This is a genomic window from Rhodococcus sp. AW25M09, from assembly GCF_000333955.1.
Classification (GTDB): domain Bacteria; phylum Actinomycetota; class Actinomycetes; order Mycobacteriales; family Mycobacteriaceae; genus Rhodococcoides.
Genome location: NZ_CAPS01000012.1, coordinates 69,004 through 89,494, shown reverse-complemented (window position 1 = coordinate 89,494; position 20,491 = coordinate 69,004). Strand labels below are relative to the sequence as shown.

Genomic DNA, 20,491 nt, shown 5'->3' with positions numbered 1-20,491 from the left:
TTTTGGCGTTGTAATACTGATTACATGATTACACCGAAAAGAGTGATCGCGCCACCAGGGGTTCGCGTGGGTGCTGAGGCATGATCGAATTCGTGCGTACATCGACAAGAACGACGACTCTGGCCGCGAGCGTGACAGTCCTGGCGCTCACCCTTGCCGCATGTGGCCAGAGTGGGCCCGATCAGCCGCAGACCGTCGCGGAGCAGTTCGCGGATGCGGTGAACAGCTCGAACATCGAGCAGGCGGCGGCGTTGACCACCGATCCGGCCGGGGCGACGGCAGCGCTCACCGAGTTGTACGACGGTTTGTCGGGCGGCGGGACGGTCACGGCCACTCCCGATTTCGAGGCGGTCGACGCCGACGAGGATGCCGGCACCTTCACCTTGAATGCCGGCTGGCGCTTTTCGACGACCACCGACGGCACCGCCGAACCGGACGGTGAACCGAAGGAGTGGAACTACACCACCTCTGCGACTGCTGCGGAGACCGAGCAGGGGTGGAAGATCACCTGGGACCCGGCGATGTTGGTGCCCGGGCTCACGGCGGATTCCTCGGTGCGGTTCACTCCGACCGACGCGCTCGTCGCACCGCGAATTTTCGACGCCAACGGCGTCGAGTTGATGTCTCAGCAGGTGGTCACCCTCGTCAACGTCGATGCTACGGCCGATCCGGTGGCCGTCGCGAACCTCCTCGGATCGGTCGTTCCCAGTATCACCGCGGAGTCCGTGGCTGCGAATATTGCAACTGCACAAGGTAAGACCGCGACAGTGGTCACGCTGCGACAGTCGGATCTCGATCCGATCGGTGCCCAACTCGCGGCCGTCCCCGGAGTCACCCTCGCGCCGCAGACGCGTCTGCTGGCCACCGATCGCAACCTGGTCTCCCCGGTACTCAACGACCTGGCGACAGTGTGGGAGCAGGAGCGGGCGGCCAATCGAGGGTGGGCCGTCCAAGCTGTCGCCGCAGACGGCAGCGTCACTCAGCTGGCCGGACGCGATGCCGGAACCGGCGAGGATATCGCGACCACCATCGACTCTGCGCTGCAGCTGAAAGCGGAGAACGCGCTCGCATCGTTGCCGCAACAGGCGGCGATCGTCGCACTTCGGCCGTCGACGGGAGATGTTCTGGCAGTGGCCCAGAATGCCGCGGCGGACGCCGAGGGCCCGATTGCTCTGACCGGCTTGTACCCGCCGGGGTCGACATTCAAGACGGTCACCACCTCGGCTGCTCTTCAGTCCGGTGCCGTCACTCCCGACACCGTTCTGCCCTGCCCGGCGACCGAGAACATCGAGGGCAGGCAGATCCCGAACGACGACAATTTCGATCTCGGTGACGTCCCGCTGCACACGGCTTTCGCAAAATCGTGCAACACGACGATGGGCCGACTCGGCGTGGCACTCCCGCCGAACGGACTGAGCGACGCGGCCGCACAGTTCGGACTCGGCGTCGACTATGTGACCCCGGGCCTGACGACCGTGACCGGCTCGGTGCCGTCTGCCGATACTCCGGCGCAACGGGTCGAGTCCGCCATCGGGCAGGGCCAGGTGACCGCGTCACCGTTCGGAATGGCGCTGGTTGCGTCGTCGATCGCGAACGGTGGTCTGCTTCCGCCGACGGTGATCGCAGGTCGTCCCGGGGTACCGGACATGGAGCCGGCGGCGGTGGACTCGCAGGTCACCGATCAACTGAAGACGATGATGCGCGAGACCATCACCGGCGGTACGGCGACATCGCTGGGCGATATTCCGGGGTTGCTCGGCAAAACCGGAACCGCTGAATTCGGTGCCAACAACGAAGGTGCGCACGGGTGGTTCGTCGGAATATCCGGCGATCTCGCGTTCGCGGTCTTCGTGAACGACGCGGGCAGTTCGACTCCCGCTGTCGAGGCCGCGGGCCGTTTTCTGCGATAAGCGCGCTGAAACCGACCACGGCGTATCTCAATCGTGACCGGCTCGTATGAATACCGTGCTTGTTACTCGTGTGACTACAGTGAATATTGTGACTCATGAGTTCTATGAGTCGTCTCCGTCGTGGCCCGCGCAAGGTTCGCGGTCGCTACCTCGTCGCCGTGGCCGCGTCGGCGACATTGACGGTCTCGGCCGCGTTCTGGATGGTCGACAGCCCACCGAGTGAGGCCGAGGTACTGGTCTCGAAGTTCGTCGATGCGCTGGACAAGCGCGATGTGGCTGCCGCCGCAGCGCTGACGACCTACCCGAACGCCGCATCGGCTGCGCTCACCCAGATGTTCGACGGCTTGTCGGCGGACGGCCAGTCCACCGGCGACTTCGATCTGGCCCAGTACATGGACCTCTCCGACGAGAGCGGCTTCTTCACTCTGGCGTCCGCCTGGAACTTCGGAGAGGGCAAGGATTGGAAGTACAGCGCACAGGGCTCGACCAAGAAGCTCAGTATCGGCTGGCGGATCGCGTGGGATCCGGCCACCCTCGTTCCCGACCTCACCTCGGGAGGATCGGTGCGCTACACCCGCACCGATGCCGCACCACCGCTGATCTTCGACGCTGCGAACAACGTCTTGATGAGCGAGCGCACGATCAACTCCATCTCTCTCGATCCTGCCCAGATGAGTGATCCGGTCGCGTCCACGCAGCAACTGGCCGACGTCATCGATGTCGTCGCACCGCTCATCACCTCCGAATCGATGCTGGCAGAGCTCAATTCGTCCGGCGGCGCGCCGATCACCGCAGTGACGTTGCGCGACGACGACTTCGCCGTTCTCGAGGACGACTTGCGGGCGATTCCCGGAGTGGTGGTCTCACCCCAGCCAAAGCTGATCGTCGACGATCGGCGAAACACGTCACCGGTGCTGGATTCGTTGCGTGACGCTTGGCAGGCCGGACGCGACGCCACTGCAGGCTGGGCCGTCGACACCTACACAGTCGACGGAACCGGCGAGCGCCGCGTCGGATTCCAAGGACCCGGCGGGCCCGACCTGCACGCGACGCTCGATCCGCATATCCAGTTGGCCGCCGAGAACGCAGTCGTCATGGCAGGCAGCTCGGCGTCGATCGTCGCACTGTCGACCTCGACCGGAGCGATTCTCGGTGCGGCACAAAACAGTTACGCCAACGAGCAGGGTGACGTGGCGTTCGGCGGGTCGTACCCGGCGGGCACCGCAGCCGATCTCGTGAGCGCCGTGCAGGCCGATCGCGGTGACGAGACTGCCGCGGATGCCGCTGCGCAGCTGGGTCTCGGAATCCAGTACTCGATGCCGGGCCTCGACGCCTACACCGGCACCCCCGCTGACAGCCGCAGCGCGATCGACGGCATCCGGACCGTGTCCACCAGCTCCGGGGACGAGGCGACGGTGACGCCGTTCGGGCTTGCCCAGATGGCGGCATCGATCTCGCGTGGCAGCGCGCCGACTCCGACGATCGTCGCCGGGCAGACCGCTGTCGCCGATCGTGCGGCCGAGCCGCTCGGGTCCGATGCGGCACAGCGGTTGCGTGGCATACTGGCCGACTCGTCGAGCAGCAGCGGCCTCGATACGTTCGACGGTGTGCAGGGATTTGCCGGAGAGAGCGGCGACGACCGATTCGTACTCGCTACCAGCGGCGATGTCGCATTTGCGGTGTACATCGAGGACGCCGACGGCGGCGATCAGGCAGTGCGGATGACGAGCCGCCTACTGCAGGAAATGGCGAATCCGGTCGAGTGATGTCGAGCAAATAGTTAGGCACGGTAGTTTTATTCGGTGACGGTTCTCGATTTCGGACTTCTGGTGGTGGCCGGGTTCTTCGCCGGGCTCATCGGATTCGTCACCGGGCTTGCCTCGCTCGTGTCCTATCCGGCGCTGCTCGCGGCGGGTCTTCCTCCGGTGTCGGCGAACGTCACTAACACGGTGGCGCTGGTCGCGGCCGGCGTCGGGGCGACGGCGAGTTCGTCGGCCGAGTTGGCCAAAGACGGCAAGCAACTGGTCCGGTATGCGATCTACTCGGCTTTGGGCGGTACCACCGGTGCAATTCTGTTGCTCACCACCCCGGACGGCTCGTTCGAGGTGATCGTGCCGTTCTTGGTGGCAATGGCGGCCGTTGCACTGCTGCTGCAGCCGAACATTCGAAAGCTGTCCGGCGACAAGCAGTTTCCGACCCTGTATCCCCTGGCATTGTTCGCCGTCGCGATCTACGGCGGCTACTTCGGCGCCGGGGCCGGCGTCATCTTCCTCGCACTCGCGTTGATCTGCACGGCAGATACCTTCTGGCGTGCGAGCGTTCTGAAGAGTTTCTTCCTCGGCGTCGCCAATCTCATTGCTGCCATAATCTTTTCGTTCTCAGGCCAGGTGAACTGGCTCGCTGCCCTTGCCCTGGCGATCGGGTGCTTCGTCGGCGGTGCCTGCGGGCCACCGACCGTCAAGGTGATCTCGCCGATCGTGCTGCGCGTGGGCGTCGGGATTCTGGGACTCGGTCTCGCCGGATGGTTGGGGTATCAGGCCTTCGGCCGATAGTCAGGTCAGTTGGCTGAGCCGCTGCGCCCGAGGGTGATCAACTCCGGTGCCGCCGAGGAACCGCAGCAGCCACCGGTCGCTGGGGCGTCGGGTTCGTCGAACAATCCTGCGCCTCCGCAGACGCCGGTGTCGGGCAATGTCAGCTCCACCCTGCGCGCACCCTCGTGGTCTCCTGCGAGTTCGGCTGCAATGCTGCGAACCTGCTCGTAGCCCGTCATCGCCAGAAACGTCGGGGCGCGGCCATAGCTCTTCATGCCCACCAGGTACAGGCCGGGCTCGGGTTGGGTGAGTTCTTCGACTCCGTGCGGAGACACCGATCCGCACGAGTGCAGGTTCGGGTCCACCAACTCCGCGACGAACTTCGGTGCCTGCAGGGTGGGATCGAGATCGAGGCGCACCTCGGACAGCCACGACAGATCCGGGCGGAACCCGGTCAGCGCGACAACGCGATCGAGGTTCTCGATGCGAGCTCCGGTATCGCCGACGAGAGCGAGTCGATCACCCACCGCTACAACGGCTTCGGTGCGGAATCCCGAGATCACGGTCAGGAAGCCGTCGTCGACAGCCTTCTTCGCACGTTGGCCCAATGCGCCGCGGGCAGCGAGTTCGTCGGCCTCTCCGCCGCCGAACACCTCCGCGGTGACCCCTCGGCGCACAGCCCAGGTGAGCGACGTTCCTGGCTCCTCTGCGGCGAGTTCGGCAAAGGTGATGACGGCGGTCAGGGCGGAGTGGCCGCTGCCTGCGACGACGGTGTGCTTGCCCGCGAACTGGGAGCGAGTCTCCGGATCCGTCAGATCGGGAACCCGGTAGTCGATTCTGTCGGCGGACGACTTCTCGCCGATCGCCGGAAGTCCCTCGCTTCCCAACGGATTGGGCGATCCCCAGGTGCCCGACGCATCGACGACCGCGCGGGCGAGGATGCGTTCCTCGCTGCCGTCGGAATGTCGAATGTGTACCGACAGGGGCTCGGTATCGCGTCCGGCGTCGACGACGCGGTCGCGTCCGCGGCGCGCAACGCCGGTCACCTCGCAGTCCACCCGGACAGCGCCGCCGAGGGCATCGGCGAGAGGCGCGAGATACTGCTCCACCCATTCGCCTCCGGTCGCATAGGTATCGCCGTCCGGTGCCCTCCAGCCGGTCGGCTCGAGCAACCGTGCGGCAGCGGGGTCCACTACCTCGGACCACGGTGAGAACAATCGAACGTGGTTCCATTCGGACACTGCCCAGCCGGCGGACGGACCTCGCTCGAGAACAACGACGGCAGAGCCGGTTTCGGTGAGGTGCGCGGCGGCAGCGAGACCGATGGGCCCGGCACCGACCACTACTACGGGGTATGTGGTCATGATTGGTCTACCTTTCCTCGTCGAACGAGAGTGTTCACGGCTGCGCGCGCAGTGCGGCCCACGCCGATCAGTGTGGCCGAGGCAGGCCCGGTCCAGTCGCCGTAGCCCAGGAACAGAAGGTTCGGCTCGTCTCGAACATGGTTGTCGTCCAATGCAATTACCGAGCCTTCGGCGTGCAGATGCAACGGCTGCAGATGCCGCAACGCCGGCCGGAACCCGGTGCACCACACGATGGCGTCGAGCTTGTCGATGGTGTCACCATCGGTGACGCCGTCGGCTGTGATCGCCGTGAACATCGGCCGAGCGTGCAGAACTCCGCGGTTCCTGGCCTCCTTCACCGGCGGGACCATGACGATGTCTCCCAGACCTGCGACTCCGCCGGTATCCGCATCGCCCGAGGCCAGGGCGCGGGCCCTGTCGCTGGCGACATCGAACAGCACTCGGCCGTCGACGTCGTCGGGCAGAAAGCGAGGCTCGCGGCTGGTGAACCACAGAGTCTCGGCGACGGTGGAGACCTCGGCGAGGATCTGGGCAGCCGAGTTTCCGCCGCCGACGATGCCGACTCGCTTGCCCGCGAACATATCCGGAGTGTCGTAGTCGGTGGCATGCAGTTGTTTGCCGCGGAACTCACGCATGCCGGGATAGCTCGGCCAAAAGGGCCGTGACCACGTTCCTGTGGCATTGATGACCGCTGCGGCGACATACACGGCGCCGTCGGTATCGACTCGGTAGCCGCCTTCGACTCGATGAACGGACTGAACTCGGACCGGTCGGTGCACCGGCAGCTCGTACTTCTTCTCGTACGCCCGCAGGTAGTCCACCACATGCGACGCCGGCGGAAAACCGCTGTGCCACGGAGGCATCGGCCAGCCGGGCAGGCGCGAGTGCTCGGCTGGCGAGAACAGATGCAGCGAGGGCCAGTAGTTCTGCCAGGAACCGCCGGGATGGGTCTGGTCGTCGAGGACGACGAAGTCGAGCCCGGCTCGGCGCAGGTAGTAGCCGGCGGCCAGTCCGGCCTGGCCGCCGCCGATCACCACCACGTCGACGTTCACGCGGCTCAGGGCTTCGCGCTGAGCATTCGAGATGCGAGTTCCTCGACACGTGCGGCGATGTCGTCCCGTACCAGACGCATTCGTTCGATCCCGTCGATCCCGCGTTCGGACGGCTCGTCGGTGTCCCAGTTCTCGAATGCCGGGCCGTCGACGGCGTCGACCTTCGCCTCACTGCCGAGGGTGATCACGTAGTCCATGCGGGCGAGCAAAGCCGTGTCGATCGGTTTGGGCTGTTCACCGGACAGGTCGACACCGACTTCCAGGAGAGACTCGGCGGAGAGTGCGTTGACCGATCCGCCGGGTTTCGTTCCGGCAGAGTGCACTTCCATCGAGTCGCCCGCCACTTTTCGCATCAGACCGGCCGCCATCTGCGACTTGCCGCCGTTCTTGACGCAGACGAAGAGAACGCTCGGTGCCTCGGACATCAGAGCACCTCTGTCGCTGTGGTTTTGGGAGAGAAGCGATTGCGCAGTGCCAGCGACACGTAGACGAGGCCGACCAGCACCGGCACCTCGATGAGCGGTCCGACGACACCGGCGAGTGCTTGCCCCGACGTCGCGCCGTAGGTGGCGATAGCAACGGCGATCGCCAGCTCGAAGTTGTTGCCCGCCGCGGTGAATGCGAGGGTGGTGGTGCGCTGGTAGCCCAGACCCATCGCGGCTCCCAGGGCGTATCCGCCGCCCCACATCACTGCGAAGTAGACCAGCAGGGGCAGTGCGATGCGAACCACGTCGAACGGCCGTGACGTGATCTGATCACCCTGCAGCGCAAAGAGAATAACGATGGTGAACAGCAGCCCGTACAGCGCCCACGGGGCGATTCGAGGGATGAACTTCTCCTCGTACCACGCACGGCCTTTGGCGCGTTCGCCGAAGAATCGAGACGCGAATCCCGCTACCAGCGGGATGCCGAGGAAGATGAGCACCGATTTCGCGATCTGCCAGGGCGAGGTCTCGATGGTCGTTTGTTCCAGGCCGAGCCAGCCCGGAAGGACCGAGAGGTAGAACCATCCGAGGACGGCGAACATGAACACCTGGAAGACGGAGTTGATCGCCACCAGCACCGCGGCGGCTTCCCGGTCCCCACAGGCAAGGTCGTTCCAGATGATGACCATCGCAATGCATCGAGCCAAGCCGACGATGATCAGGCCGGTTCGGTACTCCGGCAGGTCCGGTAGGAAAAGCCATGCGAGAGCGAACATCAGAGCCGGGCCGACGATCCAGTTGAGGAGCAGCGAGCCGATCAGCAGTCGTTTGTCTCCGGTCACGGTGTCGAGGCGGTCGTAGCGGACCTTGGCCAGCACCGGATACATCATGATCAACAGCCCGATGGCGATCGGTAGAGACACGCCGTCGACGGAGATGGACGACAAGGCATCGTTCAGGCCGGGGATCATCCGTCCGAGGAGTAGCCCCACGACCATGGCGACGCCGATCCATACGGGCAGGAATCGGTCGAGGGTGGAGAGCTTGCCGACGACAACGGTGTCGGTGGGTGTACTCACGCCATGACCGCCGTCGGGTCGGCGGCACTGAGGATCGACGACAGTTGTTGCAGCGCAGCCGGTATCACCCAGTAGTAGACCCAGGTCCCGCGGCGCTCGCAGCCGAGTAGGCCGGCCTCGCGAAGCACTTTGAGGTGGTGGGAGATGGTCGGTTGCGAGAGGTCGAATGCGGGGGAGATGTCGCACACGCATGCTTCGCCGCCGGCATGACCGGCCACGAGGCTGAGCAAGCGTAGACGCACGGGATCGCCGAGTGCTTTGAACATGCGGGCCAGGTCCCCGGCCCTATCGATAGTGATGGGTTCGTGAATCAGCGGCGAGCAGCACTCGGTCGCCTGTTCTTGGTTCGACACCCGTCTATATTGACAGTCGTCGAATCAGCCGTCAACCGAACGTCGGATCCGGATCAGTCGGTAGACGACCCCGGCCAGCACGACCACGGTGCCGACGGCGATGGACGATGCCGGCAGGGTGGCGATGAGAACCATGCATCCGGCACTGCCGACGAGCTGGAGAGCTTTGGGGTAACGGCGATGCGAGGAATCCTGGGTGTAGGCGCTGACGTTGGCGATGAGGTAGTACAGCAGCACTCCGAACGAGGAGAAGCCGATCGCGTTACGCAGATCGATCGTCAGGATCAGAACGCAGACGAGCACCGCCACGGTGATCTCGGCGCGATGGGGAACCGAGTAGCGCGGGTGCACTGCGTTGAGATACGACGGCAGGTCGTCATGCCGGGCCATCGCCAGGGAGGTGCGTCCGATTCCGGCGATCAACGCGAGGAGAGCTCCCAGCGCGGCCAGCGCGGCACCGATACGCACCAGCGGCGCGGCCCACGAATGCCCCGCGGTAGCGACGAGGTCGACCAACGGAGCCGACGACGACGCGAGCAGCTCCGGGCCCAGAACCGACAACAGCGTCAGCGCAACCACGGCATAGACCAGCAGAGCGATTCCCAGAGCCGAGACGATGGCGCGTGGGATGGTGCGTTCGGGCCGCACTACCTCCTCCCCGAGGGTGGCGATGCGTGCGTAGCCCGCGAAGGCGAAGAACAGAAGGCCGGCCGACTGCAGGATTCCGTACCACCCACGCTCGGTGAACGAGCCGAGCCCTTCGGCGGCCGAACCGGACGATCCGGTGACGCCGAGCACCACCGTGATGACGAGGACGACAAGCACGGCGGCGACCAGAATCTTCGTCAGCAACGCCGTGCGGGTGATGCCGAAGTAGTTCACCGCTGTCAGGGCCGTAATGGCAAGGACAGCAACGAGATCGGTGTAGCCGCTAGGTGCGACGTAGGCTGCGAACACCAATGCCATGGCCGCCGAGCTGGCCGTTTTTCCGATCACGAAGCTCCACCCGGCGAGGAATCCGGGCCATTCACCGAGCCGCTCACGGCCGTACACGTACGTGCCACCCGACGTCGGGTACTGCGCGGCGAGCTGCGCCGACGAGGTGGCGTTGCAGAACGCCACGACGGCAGCGACGGCAAGACCGATGAGCAGGCCCGCCCCCGCGACGGCCGCCGCCGGGGCGAACGACGCGAACACCCCGGCTCCGACCATCGAACCGACACCGATCACGATGGCATCGAACAGGCCGAGTCGACGGGCCAGTGGCGGCGGAGTCGTCACGCCTGAAGCCGGTTTTCGATCACGGCGACAACTGTAGAGGTCCAGATACGAGTAAGGCCCGCCTCCTCGTGGGGCGGGCCTTACTCGGTGGTCGGTGTCGGCCTGCAGCCGGGAACTGCGCGCTATTTCTCGTACACGTCCGGGATGCCGTCGTGATTGTCGTCGCGGGTTTCTTCGATGTGGTACGCCTTGTAGGCCTTGTTGCGGCTACGCAGGATGATTCCCGCCAACGCCGCCGCGATGATCGAGCCGGTGAGCACGCCGACCTTGACGTGGTCGTCGCGTACCGATCCTTCACCGAAGGCGAGGTCGCCGATCAGTAGCGAGACCGTGAATCCGATACCTGCGAGCATCGCGACTCCGAAGACGTCGAGCCATTTCAGTCCTGCATCCAGTGTCGCCCGGGTGAAGCGCGAGACGAGGTACGTGGTGCCGAAGATACCGATGGTCTTGCCGATGACGAGACCGGCGATGATGCCGATGGCGATGGGATCGGTCAGTGCACTGCGCAGACCGGAGAATCCGCCGACGGTTACGCCGGCCGCGGCGAACGCAAACAGCGGTACCGCCACGCCTGCCGAGATGGGCCGAATCTTGTGCTCGAAGTGTTCGGCAAGGCCGGGGCCCGCGTCGGGACCACCGGCGGCCTTGCTGCGGATCACCGGGACGGCGAAGCCGAGCAGAACGCCTGCGACGGTGGCGTGCACACCGGACTCGTGCATGAGTACCCAGGTCACGACCGCCAGCGGAATGAGAACCCACCACGAGCGCACGCGCATCTGCACGGCGACCGCGAACAGTGCGAGCGGAATCAGCATCAGGCCGAGCGCGACGAAGTTGATGTCATCGGTGTAGAAAACTGCGATGACGGTGACGGCGAGGAGGTCGTCGACCACGGCCAGCGTCAACAGGAACGTCCGCAGCGCGGTCGGCAGGTGGGTGCTGATGACAGCGAGAACGGCAACAGCGAACGCGATATCGGTTGCGGTGGGGATCGCCCAGCCGAGCAGAGCGCCGTCGCCGGTCCCGAGGTTGATCAGTACGAAAATGATTGCTGGAACTGCCATTCCGCCGATAGCTGCAGCCACCGGCAGGGCCGCACGTGCGGGATCGCGGAGATCGCCCGCTACGAACTCTCGCTTGAGTTCGAGCCCGACGACGAAGAAGAAGATCGCCAGCAGTCCGTCTGCGGCCCACGTCGAGAGCGTGAGATCGAGATGTAGCGCCGAGGGGCCGACGCGGATGTCCATCAGCGAGTCGTATGCAGCGGACCACGGTGAGTTGGCCCAGACGAGTGCGACGACAGTGGCGACGAGCAACAGTGCACCGCCGACTGTCTCCTTGCGGAGGATCTGCGCGACGCGATCGGCCTCGGACCAGGAACCGCGCGAGAACAGCGGCAATCTCGTTTTCGAACTGGATGGATCTGTCACGGACACAACGCCTTTCGGTAGCTTCGTCGAACCGCGAACCAACCGAACATCACACAGTAGGTACGCAGCACAGAGTTGTTGCCGACCAGACTTCCCGGCGCACCGAGGTCGAGTCTATCGCGAGCGGGCCGTCATCGACGAACGCTGGGCACCAATCTTGCCAGAGCCCGCCAACCCAGCAGCAGAACTGCGGTGGCCACGGTGGCGACGATGATGAAGGACCCAGCTGTTCCTTGCCCGGTCAGCGCGCGCAGTGCCATGCCCACCACGACCGTCGTCACCCACACGACGATGCCCGTCGGGACGATGAGAAAGGCGTCGAACTTGTTGCGGTACAGAGCGAACGTGACGAGCCAGCCGATGGCGCCACCGACGACGAACGGCCAGGCGGTGTGAAACAGGCCGGACAGTGCGGTGGCCTCGGCGTGACTGCGACGGCCGATTGCGGCGAACAGCACGACCACGAGCAGGTCGAGGACGGCGGCAATGGCAGGAGAACGAAGCTTCACGCGCCCCACTGTAGACACCGACTGTGGTCACCCACGACGAACGGCCCGCGCCGTCGAATGCGGTGCGGGCCGTTCGGTGGACATCCCCGGCCGGATCAATGTGGATTCCAGTCGCTTGGACTGCAACAAAGCCGCATTGATCCGGCGGGGGAGGGGTGACGGAGGGGTGACGAAGGGGTGAAGCGGGGCAGGTTTACGCCTGGAGTCCGGCTTCGATTTCGAGGTTCAGTGTGATCTTGTCGCCGACGACAGCGCCGCCGCCTTCGAGGGGCATGTCGATGCTGATGCCGAAGTCCCGGCGGTTGATGACGGTGCTGGCCTCGAAGCCTGCGACCGGGCCGTTGCCCATTCCGGCGTTGACGCCGTTGAACTCGAGCTTCATGTCGATGGAGTTGGTGACGCCGTGGAGGGTGAAGTCGCCGGTGACGACGAAGTCTCCGCCGTCGGCCTTGACCGAGGTGGACTTGAATGTCGCGGTGGGAACTTCTCGACCTCGAAGAAGTCGGCAGTCTTGAGGTGGCCGTCGCGCTGCGCGTTGTCGGTGGTGATGGACGTGACGTCGATCTCGGCATCGACGGTCGGAGTGCCGTCTTCAGCGACGGTGATGGTGCCGGTGAAGGCCTGGAAGCGGCCGCGAACCTTGCTGACCACCAGGTGGCGGACGGTGAATCCGACGGTGGAATGGCCTGCGTCGATGGCCCAGGTGCCTGCGGTGAGTTCGGGAAGTGCAATGGCGGTGGTCATGAGGACTCCTTGTTGGGTTGAAGTTTCAATACTCATATTACATAAGCGGACCAGGGTCCGTATATATTCCGAGTGAACAAGAGGTGACGAACGCCACAGGCCGTCCGATCGCGCTATGCGGGCTCCGGGTTGCCTTTCGGGTCACGGATGTCCTCGGCTACGCGCAGCTGGGTCGTCTCCTGCTGCTCCAGCGCGATGTCGAATTCGAGATCGGCGTGTTGATGTTTGCGGAACAGCACCAGAAACACGATCCACCCGACGATGGCGACGAGGATGAAGCTGACCCCGCGGTACACCAGCGCGGAGGCGACGGCCTGCGATGCGCTGATCGATGCAGCGCTGGTCAAGAATGCGATGAGGGTGGCGTCGACGACGACCAGACCGCCCGGGGCGAGCGGAACGGATCCGACGGCCTTGCCCGCAGCGAAGGCGATGAGCAATCCGGACAGCCGCGGATCTGCGCCGACGGCGAAGCACGCGAACGCCAGACACGCCACATCGCCGAGTCGATGGACCGCAGACCACGAAAGCGTCAGCGCGCCGTCACGTTTACCGAGCTGGACCGACTGAATCTGGCCGATGATCTTGTCGATGCCCTCGGCACCGGCGTCGAGCTCGTGGTTGCGCAGCGCGTTGTATCGACGCAATCCCCAACGTGCGACGGTCTTGATCGAGTTCGGATGGTTGGAGATGTAGCGGACGGCGGCGACGATCGCGATGACACCGGCGATCGGGAGCACCAGTGTGAACGTGTTGAACGAACTACCGACGACGAGCCCGCCGGCGACCCCGAGGACTGCCAGTCCGGCCGCGGCGATGACGCCGGAGATGGCCAGCTGCCACGACGCCACGACCGGGCTCGCTCCCCACCGGCGAGTCTCGCGGTAGGTGAACGCCGTCGAGAACACTTGTCCGGCGGGGAGGGTGAGTGCCATGGCGGTGCTGCCGTAGATGACTGCAACGGACTTCCGCTGGCGCACGCTCACGCCGCCTGCGTCGAGCAATTGCTTCTGTACTCTGCCGAAGGCGCTCAGCGACACCGCTTGCGCCAATACGCAGGCCGCAAGCCAGCCCCAATGGATTTCGCGGACGGCGGTCCAGGACTCGTGCAGCCGCGGCCACAGATAGATCGCCTCGGCGACCAGCAGTGTCACCAGGGCGATCGCGGCTATCCATTTGACCCATCGCAGTCGGTTTCGCGGACGCCGCACTGCGGGTCCGCGGTTGGAGCTGGGGTCGGGCACCTTGCCAGACTAACTGTCGCTCGGCGAGGCGTCGGGAAACGCCACCGGCCACGCCAGATGGGTGGCCCGTCGTCGACCACGCAGCTGTACCTGGTCTCCCAACTCCCACTGTTCCTGTTCCTCGTCGTCGGCGAAGTACAGGGCCGAGGTCGATGCCAGGACGCGGCCCGGACGCAGTTTCGCCAGCTCGGTGAGCCGTGAGGCCTCGTTGACCGGGTCTCCGATGACCGTGTACTCGAAGCGTTCGGCCGCACCGATGTTGCCGGCGACGGCCAGGCCCGCAGAGATGCCGATGCCGATGTCGAGGCCGGTGATCTCGTTCAGGGCGAATCTCAGTTCCCGTGCTGCGGCCAGGGCGGCGGTGGGTGCGTCGGGGCGATCGAGTGGGGCTCCGAATATCGCGAGGGCCGCGTCGCCCATGAACTTGTTGACGAAACCGTGATGGCGCCCCACGACGTCGACGACCACTCGGAAGAACTCGTTGAGCAACACCACGACCTCGCTCGGTGGACGCTCGGAGGCAGTTGCAGTGGAGCCGACCATGTCGACGAACAGCACCGCGACGAATCGGGTCTCGCCGCCGAGTTCGGTTCCGAACTGCAATGCCCGACGCGCCACGTCCTCTCCGACGTGCTGGCCGAACAGCTCCCGCAGGACGCGTCGTTCGGCCGATTCCTCCATCATTCGGTTGAAGCCCACCTGCAGGCGACCGATCTCGCTGCCGTCGAACACATCCACCTCGACGTCGGTCTCGCCGCGCTGTACTCGTTCGATGGCGCTGTGCAGCGCACTGATCGGGTCGGAGATCTGGCTCGCGGTGAGCATCGAGAGCACGAAGGCCTGCACGATCGCCAGCACGCTGAGCAGGATGATCGCAACGGCGAGCGCGTTGGGGGAGAACACCAGGTCGGTGGTCAGCTGGGTGGCGCACAGCAGGATGATGCCGATGACGGGCATCAATGTGCCCAATCCCCACGTCATGGCCATGCGGGTGCCGACGCCGGGCGTCATCGTACGATCGAACCGGCCCTCGCTCAAGGCCAGCGCGGCGACCGGTCGCAGGATCCGCTCGCCGAGCATGTACGTGAACCCGAAGGTGACCGTGGCGGCCATGCCGACGGTGACGATGACGGCGATCGACAGGGACGGCATCTCGGCGATGGTCAACAGCACGAAGATGATGCCGCCGATGATCCACAGGATCAGGTGCACGATCGCCTGCCGCAACGGCGCGTGCAGCGTCGTCATCTGTTCCTTGCGCGTGGGCGGGCCACCGCGCAGCTGCCATCGAATGACAGAGCGCAACAGAATGTAGGCGTAGATCAGACTGACCACCAGGGCAACGCCCAGATACGCCCCGAAGATGTACACGTTGCGAACCCGGTCGGCCACGATGGCCTGCGACTCCGGGATGGGCAGGCCGTACCGCACGAAGGCGAACACGAGCACGGCACCGAAGACGTTGGCGACGAGCATCGACAGCATATAAAGCGGCCAGCGACTCTTCAGGGTGAGCGAGACCGCTCGGAAAGATGCCAGCACGGGTTAAATTTAGCTGGTGAGCACCGAAGAGTTGCGGGCGCAAGGTACGGGGGCGTCCCCGGGCCCCACTTCGGCAGCAGATTCGGTGCATCCGCTCGTGCGCGTCGGGGCGGAATGGACGTGGCGGGTCCTTGTCCTTTTTGCCGGATTCATCACCTTCGCCTATGTCGTTGCCCGGCTCAGCACGGTCGTCATTCCGTTGGGCCTTGCCTTGTTGGCGTCGGCGCTGCTAATTCCCCTGGTCGACTGGATGCACCGGCGCGGGGTGCCGCGGCCCCTCGCGGTGATCATCGTCGTCGTTGCGAGCCTCGGCGTCGTCGCCGGGATCATGACCTTCATCGTCGAGCAGTTCATCGAAGGTCTGCCGCAGGTGGGCGATCAGTTCACCCAATCGATCAACAGTGTCGAGAACTGGCTCAGTGCCGGACCTCTGCACATCAGCGAGGATCAGATTCGGCAGGCGACCGACAATCTCGTCAAGGTCATCCAGGACAATCAGGAAGCCGTCACCAGCGGAGCGCTGACCACCGCGGCGGTGATCGGCGAGATCCTCACCGGCGCGCTGCTCACCCTGTTCACTCTGATCTTCTTCCTGTACGGCGGCGACCAGATCTGGCAGTTCGTCACCCGTCTGGCACCGACCGCGAGCCGCAGAAAGATCCGCACCGCGGGCATCCAGGGTTTCGGGTCTTTGGTGGGATACGTGCGCGCGACGGTTGCCGTGGCGGCCGCGGATGCCATCGGCATCGGTGCCGGTCTCGTGATTCTCGGTGTGCCGCTGGCCCTCCCCTTGGCCTCGCTGGTGTTCATCGGTGCCTTCATCCCGATCATCGGAGCCGTGTTGACCGGGTTCGTCGCCGTGTTCATCGCACTGGTGACCAAGGGACTGATCACGGCAGTCATCACCCTGGGCATCGTGGTGGCCGTGATGCAGCTCGAAGGGCATGTGCTCCAGCCACTTCTACTCGGACGCGCGGTGCGACTGCATCCGCTGGCGGTGGTGCTGTCCATCACCGTCGGCATTCTGCTCGCGGGCATCGTCGGCGGCCTGCTCGCAGTCCCTATCGTCGCAGTTCTCAATACCGCCGTTCGGTCTCTGCTCGCCGACGACCCGGACGAGGTCTACGAGGAACTCGAGGAGGACGACCCGCTGTACTCCGCCGAGCCGAGCGATCCGCACACGCCCCCGGGTGCCTCCGAGCCGGAGCGTCTTGCCAAGGGAGAGCTGAAGATTCCGGACGAGATGGCCGCAGACCCGAAGACCGATGCGGACGGTTGATCGGGTGCGGACCACCCTCACCTCGTCCGATCCCGACACCCCGTTGTGGCGGGCCTCCCAGGCCTTTCGACTGATCACCCTCGTCTACGCCATCAGCTACCAGGCCGCCACCGTCGACAACTACACCAACCCACGGTTGAGTTGGGTGTTCGTTGCCCTGATGGCCGTCTGGTCGGGGGCCTCGGCGCTGTTGCTCTCTCGCGCAACGCTTCCACGCTGGCAGGTGGTTCTCACCGATCAGGTCATCGTCATTGCCCTGATGGCGTCGACTCGCCTGGTGGCCGACTACGACTGGTACAGCACCCGCCAAACCTTGCCGACCACCCTGTGGGCCACCAATGCCGTCATTTCCGCCGCGATCCTGTGGGGACCGAAAGGTGGAATCGCGTCCGGGGTGGTGATGTCGGTGATCAGCGCACTGGTCCGCGACCGCTTCGATACAGACCTGTGGTCCGACGCCACCGCCCCGGTGCTGCTCTCGGCCGGATTGGCGCTGGGATTGGCGTCGAACACCGCCCGGCGCGCCCACGAAGAACTCCGTCGCGCAGCACGATCGGCCGCGATCACCGAAGAACGCGAACGGCTGGCCCGGCAAGTGCACGACGGTGTACTGCAGGTACTGGCCCTGGTGCGACGGCGTGGTCTCGAAATAGGCGGGCCGGCAGCCGAACTCGCCGAGCTGGCCGGTGAACAGGAGGTCGCTCTGCGGGTGTTGATCTCCGAACAGGCAGCTCCGCGCGGCGATCACACCGGCTCGATCGTCGACGTCAGGGCGCTGCTGCGCACGCAGGCGGGCAACTCTGTTTCCGTCTCGACACCCGCCGATCCGGTTCTCGTCGAATCCGAGGTAGCCGAGGAACTGGCCGCCGTCGTGGCGACTGCACTGTCCAACGTCGAACGTCATGCAGGGAGCGCTGCCACGGCCTACGTACTGCTCGAAGACGTCGACGGGGAGTTGATCGTGAGTATTCGCGACGACGGCCGCGGAATCCCTGCCGGACGGCTCGCTGACGCCGAAGCCGAAGGCCGTATGGGCGTCTCGAAGTCGATCCTGGGCCGCGTCGAATCTCTGGGCGGCACTGCGATACTCGACACCGACGCGGGGGAGGGAACCGAATGGGAGATCCGAGTTCCACGAGCGAGAGGATCGGCATGACCGGGGACGAGAACACGAACGCCGAGATCGCGGTGATGGTCGTCGACGATCACCCGATGTGGCGCGACGGCGTCGCCCGCGATCTCGACAGCGCCGGATTTCGGGTCGTCGCCACCGCGGACGGCGTTGCGGCTGCCGGGCGGCGCGCCCGGGCGACCACACCGGACGTCGTACTGATGGACATGCACCTGCCCGACGGCAACGGAGCCGACGCCACCGTGGCCGTCTTGGACGCGTCGCCCCAGACGAAGATCCTGGTGCTCTCGGCCTCGGCGGAACGCAACGATGTGCTCGACGCGATCAAGGCAGGGGCGACGGGTTATCTGGTCAAGAGTGCATCGGCGGAGGAACTGTTCGACGCCGTCCGCGCTACGTCGGCCGGGCAGGCGGTGTTCACTCCCGGTCTTGCCGGCTTGGTTCTGGGGGAGTTCCGACGAATGTCGTCGTCACCGGAACCGGAATCCGATACCCGCCCGACGTTGACCGACAGGGAGACCGAGGTGCTGCGATTGGTCGCCAAGGGGCTCAGTGCCAAGCAGATCGCGACCCGATTGACGCTCAGTCACCGAACCGTCGAGAACCACGTGCAGGCAACGCTACGAAAGTTGCAGCTGGCCAACCGGGTCGAGCTCACCCGCTACGTCATCGAAAAGGGACTGTAGGGGTTTGTGACGGTGGCCGCGGGGCACTCTGCATCCCATGACCGACAGCGAGAACACAGTTGACGACAATGCAGTGGACACCACAGTCGACCCGGCTCAGCACTCCAAAGGTGTCGACGCCGATCACGACCAGACCGGCGACGAACGAACCGAGGCGGTCGACGAGTTCGACGGGCATCTCGACGGTTCCGGCGACGCGCCGTCGCTGCCGACTCCCGAGCCGACCGACGTCGCCGACCAGTCCGAGGAGAAGACCGTCACCCGGTCCGAATAGCTCGACCCGGGTCCGTCGGCGCTAGCGCGCGCAGAGCTTGCCCAACGCGAACTTGGCGACCGGTAGGTAGGGCAGAACCAGCGGCAACGGTCCGTCGACAGTGAGCCAGGCCCTGGTTCCGCTCGGCCGTGAGACGACCCCGTGTGCCAGATCGATCCCGATCGCCTGGTTCTGGAACCACGCGGACCACGCCCAGGTCCACGATTGTTCGTCGACCGAACTCACCCGAAAATCGATGGGCACGCCCAGCGGTCCCAGCACTCGACCGGTGGTATCTGCGGCGAGCCGTTTACCGGGGTACTCGACGCCCATGATCTGAGGAGCCCAGGTCTTCCACGCCGTGGGTTCCATGTAGCGCTCCCAGACATCGGGGGCCGCGGCGTTACCGGTGGATTGCAGTGTCACTCGCATAGGTTCCACCTACCCGCTGGTAGCGATCCCCACACAGGAATTCCGCGAGGGTTCGGCCACTGTCCATCGTCGCGCCGTCCGATGGATTCTCGACCGAGAAGACTGAGTGAGTGCGCATCGTCCAACTCGCCAACTTCTACGGACCACGGTCCGGTGGCTTGCGGACGGCCGTCGACCAGCTCGGATCGGGCTACGTGGCGGGTGGTCACGAGGTGACGCTGATCGTGCCGGGAGTGCAGTGGCGGGAGGAACTGCTGCCGTCGGGAGTGGTGCGGATCGAGGTACCCGCACCGCAGATTCCGGGCACCGGCGGTTACCGGGTGGCCGACCCGCGCCGGGTGTCCTCGGTGGCGTCCGGACTGGCACCGGACGTGATCGAAGTATCGGATCGACTCACCCTGCGCGGCATGGGCCGATGGGCGGCGCGTCGGGACGTGCGCAGCGTGATGATCTCCCATGAACGGCTCGATCGTCTGCTCGCGCAGACGATGCCCATGCGCTGCGCCCGCCCCATCGCGGATCTGGCCAACCGTCGCACTGCCGAGCAGTACGACGCCGTCGTGTGCACCACGGAGTTCGCTCAGCAGGAGTTCGAGCGCATCGGTGTCCGCAACGTGCACCGAGTGCCTCTCGGTGTGGATCTCGACCTGTTCCATCCGCGGTGTCGGCACATCGGCGATCACTCGGTACGGCTGGGCAGCGTCGATCGGCTGTTGGTGCACTGCGGCCGACTGTCGGTGGAAAAGCACGTCGAGAGAAGTATCGATTCGCTTGCTGCCCTGCGTGATTCCGGGGTTCGGGCGCGATTGATCATCGCGGGCGACGGTCCCCGCCGGGCGGGTCTCGAACGACGCGCCCGCGGCCTGCCGGTCCATTTCCTCGGCTTCGTCGCCGGCCGGTCGACGGTCGCGCAGCTGCTGGCCTCGGCCGACATCGCTCTCGCCCCCGGACCCCACGAGACCTTCGGGCTCGCCGCGCTCGAATCACTGGCGGTGGGCACACCCGTCGTCGTGTCCGAGACCTCGGCGCTGGCGCAGATCGTCACCCCGCACTGCGGGGGATCTTCGAAGAACACCGCCGACGGGTTCGCCTCGGAGATAGCGCGAGTACTCGAATTACCGGTCGACGGCCGCCGGATCGCCGCCCGGTTGCGCGCCGAACAGTTCGGTTGGCCCGCGTCGGTGGCCGGAATGCTCTCGGTTCTGGGTGATCGCGCGGCCTGAGACCATCACTAGCCTGGGA

At 65.3% G+C, this 20,491-nt stretch carries 19 protein-coding genes and 1 pseudogene; 8 read left to right on the top strand and 12 right to left on the bottom strand.

Annotated features, from left to right (window positions below; genetic code table 11):
• The first annotated feature begins 80 nt into the window (after nt 1-80).
• The 3 genes from RHODMAR_RS02245 to RHODMAR_RS02235 all read left to right on the top strand — a co-directional run bounded on the left by RHODMAR_RS02245 (nt 81) and on the right by RHODMAR_RS02235 (nt 4,462).
• Entirely contained in the window at nt 81-1,910 is a 1,830-nt protein-coding gene (locus RHODMAR_RS02245; protein ID WP_008710840.1) for a penicillin-binding transpeptidase domain-containing protein, read from the top strand.
• A gap of 104 nt (nt 1,911-2,014) precedes the next feature.
• Nucleotides 2,015-3,676 carry an NTF2-like N-terminal transpeptidase domain-containing protein gene (locus RHODMAR_RS02240; RefSeq protein WP_008710837.1) on the top strand — a complete coding sequence of 554 codons (1,662 nt, stop codon included), beginning with the start codon at nt 2,015-2,017 and terminating at the stop codon, nt 3,674-3,676.
• A 36-nt stretch (nt 3,677-3,712) separates the two neighbouring features.
• A complete protein-coding gene (locus RHODMAR_RS02235; protein WP_008710834.1) occupies nt 3,713-4,462 on the top strand; it encodes a sulfite exporter TauE/SafE family protein in 750 nt (249 codons plus the stop codon).
• 5 nt (nt 4,463-4,467) lie between these two features.
• On the opposite strand, the gene RHODMAR_RS02230 is transcribed toward RHODMAR_RS02235, so the two are convergent.
• The 11 genes and pseudogenes from RHODMAR_RS02230 to RHODMAR_RS02180 all read right to left on the bottom strand — a co-directional run bounded on the left by RHODMAR_RS02230 (nt 4,468) and on the right by RHODMAR_RS02180 (nt 15,410).
• The gene (locus RHODMAR_RS02230; RefSeq protein WP_008710832.1) at nt 4,468-5,805 is read right to left on the bottom strand and encodes an FAD-dependent oxidoreductase; all 1,338 of its coding nucleotides are present in this window, start codon (nt 5,803-5,805) and stop codon (nt 4,468-4,470) included.
• Nucleotides 5,802-6,866, bottom strand: a complete 1,065-nt coding sequence (locus RHODMAR_RS02225) for an ArsO family NAD(P)H-dependent flavin-containing monooxygenase (RefSeq protein WP_042937643.1) — start codon at nt 6,864-6,866, stop codon at nt 5,802-5,804. Before RHODMAR_RS02225 ends, RHODMAR_RS02230 begins: the two co-directional genes overlap by 4 nt.
• Entirely contained in the window at nt 6,863-7,282 is a 420-nt protein-coding gene (locus RHODMAR_RS02220; RefSeq protein WP_008710828.1) for an arsenate-mycothiol transferase ArsC, read from the bottom strand. Before RHODMAR_RS02220 ends, RHODMAR_RS02225 begins: the two co-directional genes overlap by 4 nt.
• Entirely contained in the window at nt 7,282-8,361 is a 1,080-nt protein-coding gene (arsB, locus tag RHODMAR_RS02215; protein ID WP_008710827.1) for an ACR3 family arsenite efflux transporter, read from the bottom strand. The genes RHODMAR_RS02220 and arsB overlap by 1 nt, the downstream gene beginning before the upstream one ends.
• Nucleotides 8,358-8,714 carry an ArsR/SmtB family transcription factor gene (locus RHODMAR_RS02210; protein WP_008710825.1) on the bottom strand — a complete coding sequence of 119 codons (357 nt, stop codon included), beginning with the start codon at nt 8,712-8,714 and terminating at the stop codon, nt 8,358-8,360. The genes arsB and RHODMAR_RS02210 overlap by 4 nt, the downstream gene beginning before the upstream one ends.
• Nucleotides 8,715-8,738: 24 nt before the next feature.
• Nucleotides 8,739-9,995, bottom strand: a complete 1,257-nt coding sequence (locus RHODMAR_RS02205) for an APC family permease (RefSeq protein WP_008710822.1) — start codon at nt 9,993-9,995, stop codon at nt 8,739-8,741.
• A gap of 122 nt (nt 9,996-10,117) precedes the next feature.
• The gene (gene nhaA / locus RHODMAR_RS02200) at nt 10,118-11,428 is read right to left on the bottom strand and encodes a Na+/H+ antiporter NhaA (RefSeq protein WP_042937676.1); all 1,311 of its coding nucleotides are present in this window, start codon (nt 11,426-11,428) and stop codon (nt 10,118-10,120) included.
• Nucleotides 11,429-11,559: 131 nt separating this feature from the next.
• The gene (locus RHODMAR_RS02195) at nt 11,560-11,937 is read right to left on the bottom strand and encodes a DUF3054 domain-containing protein (protein ID WP_042937640.1); all 378 of its coding nucleotides are present in this window, start codon (nt 11,935-11,937) and stop codon (nt 11,560-11,562) included.
• 193 nt (nt 11,938-12,130) lie between these two features.
• A pseudogene (locus RHODMAR_RS02190) lies at nt 12,131-12,681 on the bottom strand (YceI family protein).
• Nucleotides 12,682-12,794: 113 nt separating this feature from the next.
• Nucleotides 12,795-13,925 carry a lysylphosphatidylglycerol synthase transmembrane domain-containing protein gene (locus RHODMAR_RS02185; protein WP_008710811.1) on the bottom strand — a complete coding sequence of 377 codons (1,131 nt, stop codon included), beginning with the start codon at nt 13,923-13,925 and terminating at the stop codon, nt 12,795-12,797.
• 9 nt (nt 13,926-13,934) lie between these two features.
• Complete coding sequence (locus RHODMAR_RS02180; RefSeq protein WP_008710810.1) at nt 13,935-15,410, bottom strand: adenylate/guanylate cyclase domain-containing protein; 1,476 nt, start codon at nt 15,408-15,410, stop codon at nt 13,935-13,937.
• A 142-nt stretch (nt 15,411-15,552) separates the two neighbouring features.
• On the opposite strand from RHODMAR_RS02180, the gene RHODMAR_RS02175 reads away from it, so the two are divergent.
• From RHODMAR_RS02175 to RHODMAR_RS02160, 4 genes are read left to right on the top strand one after another with little or no spacing between them, the layout of a single operon-like run.
• Complete coding sequence (locus tag RHODMAR_RS02175; protein ID WP_008710808.1) at nt 15,553-16,746, top strand: AI-2E family transporter; 1,194 nt, start codon at nt 15,553-15,555, stop codon at nt 16,744-16,746.
• Nucleotides 16,733-17,902, top strand: a complete 1,170-nt coding sequence (gene macS, locus RHODMAR_RS02170; RefSeq protein WP_042937638.1) for a MacS family sensor histidine kinase — start codon at nt 16,733-16,735, stop codon at nt 17,900-17,902. The genes RHODMAR_RS02175 and macS overlap by 14 nt, the downstream gene beginning before the upstream one ends.
• 35 nt (nt 17,903-17,937) lie before the next feature.
• Nucleotides 17,938-18,564: a response regulator gene (locus RHODMAR_RS02165; protein WP_051047730.1), complete on the top strand. Its 627-nt coding sequence runs from the start codon at nt 17,938-17,940 to the stop codon at nt 18,562-18,564.
• Between the two features lie 37 nt (nt 18,565-18,601).
• Nucleotides 18,602-18,838 (top strand): hypothetical protein, encoded by a 237-nt coding sequence (locus RHODMAR_RS02160; protein ID WP_008710802.1) that lies wholly within the window; start codon nt 18,602-18,604, stop codon nt 18,836-18,838.
• A gap of 21 nt (nt 18,839-18,859) precedes the next feature.
• On the opposite strand, the gene RHODMAR_RS02155 is transcribed toward RHODMAR_RS02160, so the two are convergent.
• Nucleotides 18,860-19,249: a hypothetical protein gene (locus RHODMAR_RS02155; protein ID WP_008710799.1), complete on the bottom strand. Its 390-nt coding sequence runs from the start codon at nt 19,247-19,249 to the stop codon at nt 18,860-18,862.
• Nucleotides 19,250-19,359: 110 nt separating this feature from the next.
• On the opposite strand from RHODMAR_RS02155, the gene RHODMAR_RS02150 reads away from it, so the two are divergent.
• On the top strand, nt 19,360-20,472 hold the full coding sequence (locus RHODMAR_RS02150; RefSeq protein ID WP_008710797.1) for a glycosyltransferase: 1,113 nt from the start codon (nt 19,360-19,362) through the stop codon (nt 20,470-20,472).
• The last annotated feature ends 19 nt before the right edge of the window (nt 20,473-20,491 follow it).

What these genes read in the sequence shown, in the direction of transcription:
- RHODMAR_RS02245 (WP_008710840.1), top strand. Translation starts at nt 81, where the DNA reads ATGATCGAATTCGTGCGTACATCGACAAGAACGACGACTCTGGCCGCG.
- RHODMAR_RS02240 (WP_008710837.1), top strand. Translation starts at nt 2,015, where the DNA reads ATGAGTCGTCTCCGTCGTGGCCCGCGCAAGGTTCGCGGTCGCTACCTC.
- RHODMAR_RS02230 (WP_008710832.1), bottom strand. Translation starts at nt 5,805, where the DNA reads ATGACCACATACCCCGTAGTAGTGGTCGGTGCCGGGCCCATCGGTCTC.
- RHODMAR_RS02220 (WP_008710828.1), bottom strand. Translation starts at nt 7,282, where the DNA reads ATGTCCGAGGCACCGAGCGTTCTCTTCGTCTGCGTCAAGAACGGCGGC.
- RHODMAR_RS02180 (WP_008710810.1), bottom strand. Translation starts at nt 15,410, where the DNA reads ATGCTGTCGATGCTCGTCGCCAACGTCTTCGGTGCCGTGCTCGTGTTC.
- macS (WP_042937638.1), top strand. Translation starts at nt 16,733, where the DNA reads ATGCGGACGGTTGATCGGGTGCGGACCACCCTCACCTCGTCCGATCCC.
- RHODMAR_RS02165 (WP_051047730.1), top strand. Translation starts at nt 17,938, where the DNA reads ATGGTCGTCGACGATCACCCGATGTGGCGCGACGGCGTCGCCCGCGAT.
- RHODMAR_RS02160 (WP_008710802.1), top strand. Translation starts at nt 18,602, where the DNA reads ATGACCGACAGCGAGAACACAGTTGACGACAATGCAGTGGACACCACA.
- RHODMAR_RS02155 (WP_008710799.1), bottom strand. Translation starts at nt 19,249, where the DNA reads ATGCGAGTGACACTGCAATCCACCGGTAACGCCGCGGCCCCCGATGTC.